General features: G+C 48.1%; 10 protein-coding genes. All 10 read left to right on the top strand.

Features of this window, described 5'->3' with window-relative positions:
- Positions 1 to 22 precede the first annotated feature (22 nt).
- Positions 23 to 1,237, top strand: a complete 1,215-nt coding sequence (gene fabB, locus F458_RS0104060; RefSeq protein ID WP_018982103.1) for a beta-ketoacyl-ACP synthase I — start codon at positions 23 to 25, stop codon at positions 1,235 to 1,237.
- Between the two features lie 99 nt (positions 1,238 to 1,336).
- Positions 1,337 to 2,485: a 4-phosphoerythronate dehydrogenase gene (locus F458_RS0104055; RefSeq protein WP_018982102.1), complete on the top strand. Its 1,149-nt coding sequence runs from the start codon at positions 1,337 to 1,339 to the stop codon at positions 2,483 to 2,485.
- 65 nt (positions 2,486 to 2,550) lie between these two features.
- Positions 2,551 to 3,567, top strand: coding sequence for an aspartate-semialdehyde dehydrogenase (locus F458_RS0104050; RefSeq protein WP_018982101.1), 1,017 nt, complete (start codon positions 2,551 to 2,553; stop codon positions 3,565 to 3,567).
- A gap of 321 nt (positions 3,568 to 3,888) precedes the next feature.
- Complete coding sequence (locus F458_RS19015; RefSeq protein ID WP_018982099.1) at positions 3,889 to 8,127, top strand: FimV/HubP family polar landmark protein; 4,239 nt, start codon at positions 3,889 to 3,891, stop codon at positions 8,125 to 8,127.
- 101 nt (positions 8,128 to 8,228) lie between these two features.
- On the top strand, positions 8,229 to 9,020 hold the full coding sequence (gene truA / locus F458_RS0104035) for a tRNA pseudouridine(38-40) synthase TruA (RefSeq protein ID WP_018982098.1): 792 nt from the start codon (positions 8,229 to 8,231) through the stop codon (positions 9,018 to 9,020).
- A 153-nt stretch (positions 9,021 to 9,173) separates the two neighbouring features.
- Entirely contained in the window at positions 9,174 to 10,019 is an 846-nt protein-coding gene (gene accD, locus F458_RS0104030; RefSeq protein ID WP_018982097.1) for an acetyl-CoA carboxylase, carboxyltransferase subunit beta, read from the top strand.
- A 6-nt stretch (positions 10,020 to 10,025) separates the two neighbouring features.
- Positions 10,026 to 11,300 carry a bifunctional tetrahydrofolate synthase/dihydrofolate synthase gene (folC, locus tag F458_RS0104025; RefSeq protein ID WP_018982096.1) on the top strand — a complete coding sequence of 425 codons (1,275 nt, stop codon included), beginning with the start codon at positions 10,026 to 10,028 and terminating at the stop codon, positions 11,298 to 11,300.
- A gap of 24 nt (positions 11,301 to 11,324) precedes the next feature.
- Positions 11,325 to 11,912, top strand: a complete 588-nt coding sequence (locus tag F458_RS0104020; RefSeq protein WP_018982095.1) for an SPOR domain-containing protein — start codon at positions 11,325 to 11,327, stop codon at positions 11,910 to 11,912.
- Positions 11,913 to 12,077: 165 nt separating this feature from the next.
- On the top strand, positions 12,078 to 12,566 hold the full coding sequence (locus F458_RS0104010) for a CvpA family protein (protein WP_026294475.1): 489 nt from the start codon (positions 12,078 to 12,080) through the stop codon (positions 12,564 to 12,566).
- Positions 12,567 to 12,581: 15 nt separating this feature from the next.
- Positions 12,582 to 14,099, top strand: coding sequence for an amidophosphoribosyltransferase (purF, locus tag F458_RS0104005; protein ID WP_018982092.1), 1,518 nt, complete (start codon positions 12,582 to 12,584; stop codon positions 14,097 to 14,099).
- Positions 14,100 to 14,137: the final 38 nt, after the last annotated feature.

Here is a 14,137-nt window from a genome sequence, read left to right as displayed (position 1 = left end):
CCATCCAGATAAAGGGTAAATTATGAAAAGAGCAGTCATTACCGGTCTTGGTATTGTTTCAAGTATCGGCACCAATAAAGATGAAGTGCTTGCTTCTTTAAAAGCAGGCAAATCGGGAATTTCATTTTCGGAACAGTTCGCTGAGAAAGGCCTGAGAAGTCAGGTTTGGGGCGATATTGATATTGATTTTAAAGAGCATATCGATCGCAAGGTCATGCGTTTCATGGGCGATGCTGCGGCGTACGCTTACATTGCCATGCAGCAGGCGATTGCTGATGCCGGTCTTGAAGAAAAAGATATCTCCAACGAGCGTACCGGTATTATTGCCGGATCCGGTGGGGCATCATCGGAAAATCAGGTCTTATCAGCGGATATTTTGCGCGAAAAAGGCGTTAAACGCATGGGGCCCTATATGGTCCCACGCTGCATGGCGTCTACTGTTTCAGCCTGTCTGGCGACGCCTTTTAAGATTAAAGGTGTAAACTATTCTATCGCCTCTGCGTGTGCCACCAGTGCACACTGCATTGGTAATGCGCTGGAGCTTATACAGTTAGGCAAACAGGATGTGGTCTTTGCCGGCGGCGGTGAAGAGCTGCACTGGTCATTGTCCAGTCAGTTTGATGCCATGGGTGCGTTATCTACAAAGTATAATGACAACCCTGCGGTGGCATCACGAACGTATGATACAGCCCGTGATGGTTTTGTCAGCTCTGGCGGCGGCGGAATGGTTGTGGTTGAGGAGCTTGAACATGCACTGGCCAGAGGCGCTACCATTTACGGCGAAGTCGTCGGCTATGGTGCGACATCTGATGGCTTTGATATGGTGGCACCTTCCGGCGAAGGCGCTATTCGCTGCATGAAGATGGCGATGCAAAATGTTGATGCCAGTATTGACTATCTCAATACCCATGGTACTTCCACGCCAGTTGGCGATGTTAAAGAGTTGGCCGCTATACGGGAAATATTTGCCAATCAGAATGTTCCTATCAGTGCAACAAAATCCATGACCGGCCATGCGTTAGGGGCCGCGGGTGTTAATGAAGCAATTTACAGTTTGCTAATGATGCAAAATAATTTCATTGCCCCGTCTATTAATATAGACAATCTGGATGAGCAGGCCGAGAGCCTGGATATCGTCACCCAGACCAGAGAAGCGACATTGAACACCATTATGTCCAACAGCTTTGGTTTTGGCGGTACCAACGCCACGCTGGTGATGCAACGCTACCAAAAATAATTATTGGCTGTGTCAGTACACCAAAAACAGCGCCCCGTGCGCTGTTTTTTTGTTTTTACTTAACCTATTATTTGCCACCCCCATAAATTCCGGATAGCTATGAAGATTCTGTACGAAGATACTATTCCAAGAGGCCGCGAATATTTCTCCACGCTAGGTGAGGCGAGAAGCTATGCTGCCGCTGATGTCACGCCGCACGCTGTCAGCTGGTGTGATTATCTGGCAGTGCGTTCAACAACACCCGTTAATGAAACGCTACTGCAGCAGGCAGAATCATTGCGCTTAGTGGCAACAGCGACGGCTGGATCTAATCATCTGGATAAGACATACCTGCAGGGGCAGGGTATCCCCTGGCATGATGCTGGCGGATGCAATGCCATTGCCGTGGCAGAATACGTTGTCAGCATTCTGTTGACAGCCCATCAACAAGAAAAGCTCGACCTGAGCCGCATTCGGGTTGGTATTGTTGGCGCCGGACATGTGGGAACCGCGTTGTCGAATTTGCTTAACGCCTTGGGTATCGCGTTTGTACTGAATGATCCGCCCCGAGAGCAAAACGGAGATAAGCGAAATTTTGTGGGCCTTGAAGAGGCTCTTTGTTGCGATGTGGTGACCTTACATGTGCCTTTTGTCAAAGACGGCTTGCATCCTACGGTTAACTTATTAAACGAAAAGCACCTGGCCGCCCTGAACAGCTCACAGCTTTTAATTAATGCCTGTCGCGGTGAAGTGATTGATGAAAATGCTTTGTTACAGCGTTTGCGATCGAGCCAGCCACCCCTGGTAGCCCTGGATGTCTATCAGAATGAGCCGCATATAAACCGTGATTTATTAGCGCACCTTTGGCTGGCGACCGGGCATACTGCGGGTCATTCTGTGGAAGGTAAATTACGCGGCACGCAAATGGTTTACGAACAGTTTTGTGAGCACGCGCAAAAGCCTGTAAAATTGCAGCTTGATGACTTTCTTGTCGCACCCGAGGCGATATCTTTTACGGCTGAAAATCCATCTATGGAAGCACTTAACTGGGATGAGCTTTGTGCGTTATTGTTGTCAATGTATGCTGTGACAGAGGACGACCACGGATTCAGACAGGCAATGAAAGAAGAAGGTCAGTTTTCAGAGTATCGCAAGCAATATCGAGTCAGACGCGAGTTTAACGCCTACACATTGCAGCTTAATGGCGTTGTTTCCGAGGGAATATTGCGGCAATTAACCGGATTGGGCTTTGTGATTGAAACTTTGTAGTTTGATAACACAGCGCCCTAACCACTACTTATTTTATTTTTTATTTAGCAGGAGTAACGCTTTTTATGTCACAAGCCTTTGATGTCGCTGTTTTAGGTGCAACAGGTCTGGTCGGTCAGATGATGATCGAGATGTTGGAAGCCCGGGGCTTTCCTGTCAACACCCTTTATCCTTTGGCCAGTGAGCGATCGGCCGGCGGCACAGTCAATTTCAGGGGTGAAGATATAGAAGTGCTTAATGCTGACGGGTTTGACTTTAGTCAGGTTCAGCTTGCATTTTTCTCTGCTGGGGGAGCGGTCTCGGCAACGTACGCTCCTATCGCCGCTGAAGCTGGCTGTGTGGTTATCGATAATACGTCGGAGTTCAGATACGATCCGGATATCCCTTTGGTTGTACCGGAAGTGAATCCCCACGCGCTGGCCGATTTTCGTAACCGTAATATTATTGCCAACCCGAACTGTTCTACCATTCAGATGCTGGTGGCGCTGAAACCTCTTCATGACGAAGCAGGTGTGGAGCGCATCAATGTCGCCACCTACCAATCAGTATCGGGAGCGGGAACTAACGCAATGGAGGCATTAGCCCGCCAGACTGCCGCGTTGCTTAATGCTAAAGAGATCGACACCGATGGATTTAGCCGGCAAATCGCATTTAATGCCATTCCGCAGATTGATGCGTTTATGGATAACGATTACACCAAAGAAGAAATGAAAATGGTCTGGGAAACCCAGAAAATTCTTGGTGACCAAAGTATTTTGGTGAATGCCACTGCGGTGCGGGTCCCGGTATTTTATGGTCATGGCGAAGCGATACATCTTGAAACCCGGGTTCCCATAGATGCTGAGCAGGTCAAGCAGTTGCTGGAAAATGCCCCGGGCGTCAAAGTGTATGACACCCCGGAAAGCTTCCCCACGCAGGTCTCCAGTGCCAGCGGCAACGACCTCGTTCATGTGGGAAGAATACGCAACGATATTTCTCATCCAAATGGTATTAATATGTGGGTGGTATCGGATAATGTCAGAAAAGGTGCTGCTACTAACAGTATCCAGATTGCAGAGGTGTTAATTCGCGATTATCTGTAATTAAGATAAGGGTAAACTTTTCAAACAGCCGGCCGATAGGAATGATACGCTGTTATCTGTTGATATATAGACAGAATACCGTTGCTGCTAGCCTGAATGCAGCGACTGGTTTATAGTCTGATTTACTGTCAGGTTATTGTGTTGTACTCCCACAATAAAAGGCTGAAATGTCAGCCGGGCACCAAGGCCCGGCTGACGCAACTTAGCATAATGATTTACGACAATCTGGCATCCTCAGAAATATTGCAACCGCCTGCGATATTTAGTGGATACACCATTTAAGCGCTGTTGGCGTCACATTTGAGGGCTTATAGGAACGCTATGAAATTGCATTTTACGGGTTTGGTTGTACTGCTTTTACTCGGCAGTTTCCCTGCCACAAATGTGGATGCTCAACAGAGACAGACCCAGCTGCGTGGCCCCAAAGATGCTACTGATCAATATTCTGGCGCAACCTACGGGCCTATTGATGAACAAGACACATTATGGCGCATTGCCAGTCGCTACAGACAAAATCCAGATTTGTCTGTGTATCAGGTTATGCAGGCTATTTACCAGCTAAATCCGCAGGCATTTGAACAAAACAACTTCAATCTGCTGGTAGATGGTGCCACGTTGCGCCTTCCCTCTGAACGGTATATTGCGCGAATAGACAAAGCCCGGGCAAAACAACGGGCTGACAAGGATGATGCGCAGTTTACCCAACTGGCAAAAGAGCCGGCCAACAACATCAAGCCAACTGTTCCTTTGGTTAATCAGGAGGAGCTTTCAGATACGCGGAATCAGATTGAAGCAAAAATAAATGCGTTGGATGCCGAGCAGGTCGAAAAATTCGAAGCATTGCGCGATCAGTTCGCGATGTCCTTAAACAATGTTGAAGCATTGCTTAAAGAAAATCGTAAGTTATATGACAGGGTAGAACAGGTTAATACCGATCTGATGACACTGCGCGACCAGGTGGAAGGGGATGTGCAGGCGCAGATGGATGAGCAGTTAGCACTGCAAAAAGAATTACTTAACATTGTCAGACAAGAGCAGTCACAACGCCAGGCCCAGGAAAACAGTGGCATAATGGCTACCCTCAGCCAGCCAGCCAGCCTGATTATTGGCTCGGGAATTTTAACGCTACTGCTGGCCGGAGGGCTAGGTGCATGGTTGCTTAAACGGCGGGATAAGGAGGCGCCTGCCACCACCGAGGCCGTCGCCTCGGAAATACCCGCAGCACCAGAGCCAGATGCTGAAATTGATGATCTTTCAACTAGTCTGACCAGTGAATTAGCCCAGGATGATGCTGATTTATCCGATGAAGAGCTCTTCAATGATGAGGAAATGCTTGACGACGTCCTGTCATCGGAGCTTGAAGAGGCACTTGACGACGAACTGGACAGTCTTTCTGATCTCGATGATGACATGCTGGTGCCAGATGAAAATATAGTAGAGGAGTTCGAAACCGGCGACACTGAGCTGGAGCAGGATGAACTTGACAGTCTCTTCGATGATGATGATGTTGCCACGTCTCCAGAGCCTGAAGAATTTGACGGTATTGATTTATCCTCGGATGACGCGCTCACTGATAGTGACGACGATCCCTCTGAATCTGGCGATTTCGACTCAGAAGCTGCTAATACATTTTCTGAACCGGTAAGTGAAGATGACTTTACTGCGACGGTGGAAGACTCTGCCCCTGGGTCTGATGAACAGTCCGATACTCCGGCCGAGGAAGATATACCACAGGCCGCATCACTTCCTGGTGCGGTAAAAGATGATGATGCCAAGCCTGAAATCAGCATCGATGACCTGCTGGAAGAAGAGCAACAAAGCATTGAAGACAAACTGGATATCAATAGCGGCCATGTGGACGAGTCTATGCTTGAAAAGCTGGACAAAGAAGTGCACGAGCAAAACGAAGAGCTGGATAGGCTGGCCGATGATATTCTTAATGAGATTGACCAACTCGAGCAGATGGGCGGTTTACCCGATGTTGAAGATGATTCGGACGATGAGCTGCTCGAGACTATGTCCACATCACCATCGCCCCAATCTATTCAGAATCTTGATGAACTGGCTGAGGGCCTCGATGATGTTAACCTTGATGAAATTGAAACTGATGAGATAAGTTCCGAAATTTTCGATGATGACATTATCGAAAAACTACAAGATGAGGAAGGCGAGTCGACAACCAGCTTCAACGACCCTATTGGTGATGAGCTGTTAGCCGAGCTAACCGCAGAGCAGGGGGAGGAAGAACAGCAACTTAACGAGCTTTCTGATGAGTTACTGGCAGAGCTTGAGTCAGGTGTGGAAATTGACGATGACGCCAGTACCGAGCTCGATGCTGCATATGGCTCTGATGAGAGTTCATCCATTGACGACCCGCTTACCGATGAACTTCTGGCTGAGCTTGAGTCGGAAATTGACCAGGCATCTGACAGCGACGAAAATGATGATACTGCTGATACACCGGAACAAAGTACAGAGCAAGATGAAACTGCAACAAGTTCGGCTGCTAGTGATGATGCATTGGAAGATGCTGAGTCGCACAGTGCCGCTGATGATACTGATATTGAACGTGTACAATCAGGCGATATTGCGAACGCAGAGGAAGAAGACACCAACAATGATGCAGCTGCGCCAGAGGCTACTGCAGTAAGTGATGAGGAAACGCGAAATCAGGATGATACCGCGCCGGACGAAGCACAGCCAGATAATGATGAATCTGCCTCTGGCCATGAAGCTGATGACAGTGTCGATGAACTCTCCACGGTTAATGAACCAGCTAATGCTGAGCCTGCTGACTCAGTCTCTTCTGATAATGTAAGCGAACCTGTTGATAATGAAGTTGAAGATACTGAATCGCCCAACACTTCAGATGCGCGTGATACCAATGACAAGCAGTCGGTCGATGCTGGGTTGGACGAAGAAGATGACGACAGCGAGAATGTCACCGCTGAGCCTGATGCTCCTGCAGTAAATAATGATGAAACAGAAGATCATTTTGACACTGCACCAGACGAAGCACAGCCAGATAATGATGAATCTGCCTCTGGCCATGAAGCTGATGACAGTGTCGATGAACTCTCCACGGTTAATGAACCAGCTAATGCTGAGCCTGCTGACTCAGTCTCTTCTGATAATGTAAGCGAACCTGTTGATAATGAAGTTGAAGATACTGAATCGCCCAACACTTCAGATGCGCGTGATACCAATGACAAGCAGTCGGTCGATGCTGGGTTGGACGAAGAAGACGACGACAGCGAGAATGTCACCGCTGAGCCTGATGCTCCTGCAGTAAATAATGATGAAACAGAAGATCATTTTGACAATGCACCAGACGAAGCACAGCCAGATAATGATGAATCTGCCTCTGACCATGAAGCTGACGACAGTGTCGATGAACTCTCCACGGTTAATGAACCAGCAAATGCTGAGCCTGCTGATTCAGTCTCTTCTGATAATATAAGCGAACCTGCTGATAATGAAGTTGAAGATACTGAATCGCTCCCCATCCCGGATAAATCTGATACCGATGACGAGCAGTCGGCCGATGCTGCGTTCGACGAAGAAGGCGAAGACAGCGAGATTGACATAACTGAGCCAGATGCTTCTTTAATAAGTGATGAAGAAACTGAAAATCATGAAGACACTGTGTCACAAGACGCACTGGCAGAAAATGACGATTCTGTCACGGTCGATGAAACAGGTAGTGAACCTGACAGTCTTTTGCATAATGATACTGTGGCGGCCGAACCAGACAATAACGCGAACGCGGCTGACAGCGATCCATTAGACGATGCACTAGCTGAATTCGATCGACAGTTTATTGATGATATACCAAGCTTTGCTGACAGCGTTACGTCGAATGCCCCTGAAGAACCTGCCAGTACGCCGTCAAAACGTGACTTTGATGATAGCGTACTGGATGTTGATTATGACAGTGAAGCCGCTGATATTGATGAATTTTCTCTTGAGCAAGAAACCGATGGCGTAGTGCCTGAGTCAGGCAGTTACGAAATTAATGATCTTAAAGATGTTCCGGGGCTCGATGATTGGTTAACCGAAAATAAAAAGGACAGTCAGCATCTTTTTGACGAGCTGGAATCCTCAGAGTTTGATGAACTGCTGGATGAAATGAGCCCGACAGAAGACAAGACAACTAGCAACGTTTCTGAAGACGAGCTCAAACTGGATAATCCTGATTTGGATCTGGCCACCCTGCTAAATGATCCCGATCTGAGTAAAAGCGAAGAAGACACTCGCGAAGAGGGGTTTCTGGATGTAGACACACTACTGGATGAATCAATGGATGATGATTCGCAGTTTGAAGAAATGCCACTTGATCTAGATGTAAGCCTGTCAGAGTTCAGTGGTGTTAGTGATGATGTGGATGTTATCGACATTGATAAAGACGCAGGGCAAAGCGCTAATCTTGATTTAGCCAGAGTGTATATTGAAATGGACGATGTACCCTCTGCCCGGGAGCTGCTCACAGAAGTGGTCGAGAAGGGAAGTGATGAGCAACAGGAGGAAGCGCGCACGCTGCTGGTTAAGCTTGGAAGATAGCAGCCTGAACCGGGGCAAGCCATGTTCGCTGTTGATTGCATCTTGGACGCGGTGTGACTAAACTTACGCGTTTTTAAGAATCTGACAACAACGAGGGTGCGATGAAGCGGTACGCTTTAGGTATCGAATACGATGGCGCAGCATATTACGGTTGGCAACGGCAACAGAATGTTCCGAGCGTACAGGCCTATCTGGAAAAGGCGTTGACCAAGGTTGCTGATACCACTATTCATGTACAGTGTGCAGGACGTACTGACGCTGGCGTTCACGCCACCGGGCAGGTGGTGCATTTTGCAACACCGAACACGCGGCCTTACAGGGCGTGGACCATGGGTGTAAACGCAAATCTGCCTGATTCAGTGGCGGTAAACTGGGCCGTAGAAGTAAACGATGATTTTCACGCCCGCTTTTCTGCTACGCACCGGCGTTATCGTTATATTATTTTCAATGCGGTCAATCGGCCAGCGATACTGAACCATGGTGTCACCCATGTCTATAAACCGTTGGATGCTTCTCTTATGCAGGAGGCTTCCAAAGCATTGGTTGGTGAACATGACTTTAGTGCTTTTCGTGCTGCGCACTGCCAGTCCAATACGCCACACAGAAATGTTACTCATGTCAATGTGACCCGTCAGGGGCAATATGTCATTATTGATATTCAGGCGAATGCGTTTGTTCACCATATGGTACGAAACATTGCCGGATCACTTATCGAAGTGGGCGCGGGCGAACAACCCACTAACTGGATAACAACATTATTAGCCAGCAAAGATCGCACCCAGGCGGCTGCAACCGCTAAACCCAATGGTTTATATCTGGTGGATGTGACTTATCCAGCACACTTTGGCATTCCCCGTCGATCTCTCGGTCCGCTTTTTTTGACTGATGATTAATGACGAAGACGTCGCGCTATAACTTCTAAGACCAGTTTTATTTTTTCGATTTTTCTGTATTGTGGTGTAATAGCGGGCTAATCAGAACAATGTGTTGTCGCAATACCAAAAATACTTACAACGCGGCACAAACAAGTAAAAGGATTCTCCACGATGAGCTGGATTCAAAAAATTCTACCCAGAACGCAAACGTCGACAAAGGGGAATGTACCGGAAGGTATCTGGACAAAATGCACTTCCTGTCAGGCAGTCTTATATAAGAATGAACTGGAAAAACTGCTGGAAGTATGTCCCAAATGCGACAATCATATGCGGATCAGCGCGCGCCGGCGGTTGGATAGCCTGCTGGATAAAAATGATCGTAAAGAGCTTGGCGCTGAATTCGAGCCACAGGATATTCTTAAATTTAAAGATTCCAAACGCTACAAGGATCGTATTTCTGCCGCGCAAAAAAGTACCAGTGAAAAAGATGCACTGATTGCCATGCAGGGAAAACTAAAAGGCATGCCAGTGGCTGCGGTAAGCTTTGAATTCGCGTTTATGGGTGGCTCCATGGCCTCAGTGGTGGGGGCCCGTTTCGTCGCAGCGGTAAATGCATGTCTTGAACACAACATGCCATTAATTTGTTTTTCTGCCAGTGGCGGTGCCAGAATGCAGGAGGCATTGATGTCCCTGATGCAGATGTCCAAGACATCGGCTGCTTTGGCGAAAATGCGCGAAAAAGGGTTACCTTATATTTCTGTTTTGACGGATCCCACCATGGGCGGCGTTTCTGCCAGCCTTGCTATGCTGGGAGATATCAATATTGCTGAACCGCGCGCTTTGATTGGCTTCGCAGGCCCTCGGGTTATTGAGCAAACTGTTCGTGAAACGCTTCCTGAAGGTTTCCAACGCAGCGAATTCTTATTGGAAAAAGGCGCAATTGATATGATCGTCGACCGCCGTGAAATGCGTGAAAAGCTGTATAGTTTGCTGGTTAAACTGCACCGGCCCGATTAATCCACTATGAACACATCTTCAAACCCTGCGCCAGACCAAAAGTCTCTGGCGCAATGGTTATCTTATTTAGAAACCCTTCATCCCAGCGTCATTGACTTAGGTCTGAACCGCATTAAGTTAGTTGCTGAACGCCTGGATATTGATGTTTCCCGACAAACCGTTATTACTGTCGCGGGAACTAATGGCAAGGGTACTACGTGTCGCTTTTTGGAGCAGGCCTGTCTGGTGCAGGGCAAAACAACGGGCGTTTACAGCTCGCCACATCTGCTTGACTACAGGGAACGGGTTAGAATCAACAATGTGAATCCTGCAGCCCGGCAGTTTTGTGATGTTTTTGAAATTATAGAAAGCGCCAGAGATGGGATTACGCTGACCTATTTTGAATTTGGCACACTCGCTGCGCTTTTGCTTATGCAACAGGCCGCCGTGGATGTCATAATTCTTGAGGTAGGTTTGGGTGGCCGGCTTGATGCAACCAACATCATTGATGCAGATCTTGCCGTGATTACTACGATTGACCTGGATCATCAAGACTGGCTGGGTGATACCCGAGAAGCCATCGCGCGGGAAAAGGCTGGTATCATGCGTCAGGGTGGGCGGGCCGTTATTGGTGAATTATCCCCCCCGGCAAGTCTAACCGACGTGGTCTCTGAATTAGCTGTAACAGCGCGCTGGGCCGGACAGGATTTTCAGACCTTTACTGAGAATGAGACCTGGCAGTGGCAAGGCTTTCATTCCACTATTAGCGAGCTTCCTGTACCTCGGATCCCGGCTCAGAATATTGCCACCTCACTGGCTGCTCTGGAAATGCTGGGCTGGTTACCAGATTCGGCAACTGTGCAGGCGCTTGTCGCCCGGGTAAATCTTCCTGGCAGGCTGGAAACCATAGCCACCCAACCGTGGGTTGTGGTGGATGTGGGACACAATCCTCAGGCTATGGCTGCGCTGCGAAAATGGCTACATCAACAGCAGTTCCATCAGCTAAGACTCGTGGTGGGAATGTTGAAGGATAAATCTATACGCGCGACATTGACAGAGCTTGCCGGATTAAACGCACACTGGTATCTGGGTACCACACAGGGCCCCCGGGGGGCTGCAGCATCAGTATTGCAGGAAAATCTTGATAATGCAGATCAAAATCAGTCAAACTGTTACACTGACGTAGAGCAGGCGTATCTGAATGCACTTAATGATGCGCAGGATGATGATATTATCGTGGTTTTTGGCTCTTTTTTGACTGTTGCGGATGTTATGCGAGCATCCTCGACAACGTCGCAATAACTCAGGTTGTAACAGGAGTATTCAGTGAGCTCGGCCCTTCAAAACCGCTTGGTAGGAACTGTCATCGTGGTGGCATTGGCGGTGATTTTTCTGCCTGATTTTCTTAATGGTAAAAAAGAAACTGTAAAGACTGATTTTGCCAGTGTTCCGGCGACTCCGGCCAAGAAACCGATTGTAGAGCCCGATACTTTTCCCTCAGAGCGGGTTGCGCGGGCTGCCCAGCGTCCGATAGAAATCGTCGATGATGTAGCCGTCGATGAGCCACGCCCTGCAAGTCAACAAACTAATGCGCAAGCATCAGCGCGGGATACCTCTGATGATCTGGCTAAGCAGACGGTGGTTAACGCGCCTGCTGATGCTGCCGACGATGCCGGATGGGTTATTCAACTGGGGAGTTTCAGGCACAAAAAGAATGTTCAGCAGTTGCTGGAAAAACTTGAAAAGGCTGGCTATCGGACCTATAGCCGGGGTATTCGTACCAACTCTGGCGCATTGACAAAAGTTTTTGTGGGTCCAGATTTAGACAAAAATAAACTCGAGAACGCGTTGCCTCATTTAAAAGAACTGACCGGGCTCAGAGGCAAAGTAACAGAATTCAAGGTTAATCAGTAAGCATTCGTTCACTGTCAAAAAATGTATACTTTTGCATCGAAATCCCCATTATCGAATTGGTTTTCGCTTTGGTAATACCCTGTGCATCTGGTAGAATGCGCGCCATCTTGACGCTGAAAACATCTGGCGTGTTCATTGATAAAAGGTATGGGCTAATTTAACGTGTTGAACTGGGTCGATTTTTCCATTATCGGTATCATTGCGATATCTACCCTTATTAGTCTCATCCGGGGTTTTGTAAAAGAAGCCATCTCTCTTATCGTCTGGTTCGGTGCGTTATTTGTAGCCAGTCAGTTTTTCGCAGATTTAGCCGTCTATTTCACCAGTATTAATGATCCAGTGCTGCGCAATGGGGCGGCAATCGCGGTTTTGTTCGTGATGACACTGATCATCGGCGGGCTTATTAATCATACTGTTGGTCAGGCCATACAGGCTTCGGGGCTATCTGGAGCAGATCGTATTCTTGGCGTGGCTTTTGGCGCCTTGCGCGGTGTGCTGATAGTCAGTGCGCTTTTATTTTTCATGGATACCTTCACGGCTGCGGCAACCGCAGCGTGGTGGCAGCAATCTTTGCTGATCCCGGAGTTTGGGATCATCATCGAGTGGTTTTTTGCATTTGTGAAAGGCAGCTCCAGTTTTTTAACTCCCGCTTAAGATAGGTAAAAACAGATGTGTGGTATTGTCGGAATAGTAGGTAAAACGCAGGTAGCGCAATCACTTTACGATGGACTCACTGTGCTGCAGCACCGTGGCCAGGACGCTGCAGGTATTATTACCATTGATCACAATCGGTTTAACCTGCGCAAGGCAAACGGGCTAGTGCGGGATGTGTTTCATACCCGCCACATGAAGCGTTTGACCGGTACCATGGGAATAGGACATGTTCGCTATCCTACTGCCGGGACCTCCAGTTCGGCAGAAGCACAGCCATTTTATGTTAACTCGCCATTCGGTATTGCGTTTGCTCACAACGGTAATCTGACCAATTCCCATGATTTGCAGGAAGAGGTGTTTCGCATTGCCCGTCGTCATATTAATACATCGTCAGACTCTGAATTGCTGTTAAATATTTTTGCTCATGAGTTACAGCAATGTACTGAATTAACGGTAAGTGCCGAAGAGATTTTTAAGGTTGTGACCCGGGTTCACGAAAAGATTCGCGGGGCCTACGCAGTAGTAGCTGCCATTATCGGGCAGGGTGTTGTCGCTTTTCGGGATCCAAATGGCATTCGGCCGCTGGCATTAGGTAAGCGAATTACTGAAATGGGCGAAGAGTATATGGTGGCCTCAGAAAGTGTCGCATTAGATGCTGTAGGTTTCACATTTATCCGTGACGTAGCCCCTGGTGAAGCGGTGTTTATCAGTGAGCAGGGTGAGTTGTACACGCAGCAATGCGCGCAGAATCCATCGACGTCACCATGTGTGTTTGAATATGTTTATTTTGCCCGACCTGACACCTTTATTGATGGTATCTCGGTTTATGCCTCTAGGGTGAACATGGGCCGCAAGCTGGGTGAAAAAATAGCCAGGGAATGGGCGGATAAGGACATTGATGTGGTTATCCCTATTCCCGAGACATCCATGGATGTGGCCTTACAGATCGCAAATACTCTGCAACTACCGTATCGCCAGGGCTTTGTGAAAAATCGTTATATCGGCCGTACATTTATCATGCCCGGACAGACGATGCGAAAGCAGTCTGTGCGCCGCAAGCTTAACGCAATATCCTCCGAATTCAGGGGTAAAAATGTATTGCTGGTAGACGACTCAATTGTACGTGGCACCACGTCAGGGCAAATTATTGAAATGGCCCGGGAGTCGGGGGCAAATAAAGTCTATTTTGCGTCAGCAGCCCCGGAAATTCGTTTTCCTAATGTGTATGGCATTGATATGCCTTCAGCCAATGAGCTGATCGCTTATGGGCGTGAGATTGAACAAATCGCAGACTTGATTCAGGCAGACGGGCTTATCTTCCAGGATATAAAAGATTTGGTCGAGGCTGTTCGAGAAGAAAACCCGGAAATAGAGCGATTTGAAACATCCGTTTTTGATGGTAGTTATATCACCGGCGATATTGACCAGGAATATCTTGAGCGTATTGATTTGGCGCGAGGTGAGTCCAGTCAGGGGCCGGTTGTCCAGGCTGAGCTGTCCAATTTAGAAATGCACAATATGGACAGTGATTAACTCTAACGCCTGCAACGAAAAAAGCCGCGCACTGCGCG

Origin of the sequence: Salinimonas chungwhensis DSM 16280 (assembly GCF_000378185.1) — a bacterium.
Classification (GTDB): Bacteria; Pseudomonadota; Gammaproteobacteria; order Enterobacterales; family Alteromonadaceae; genus Alteromonas; species Alteromonas chungwhensis.
Note: the sequence above shows the minus strand (reverse complement) of the source record. Positions and strands in the feature narration are given on the sequence as shown.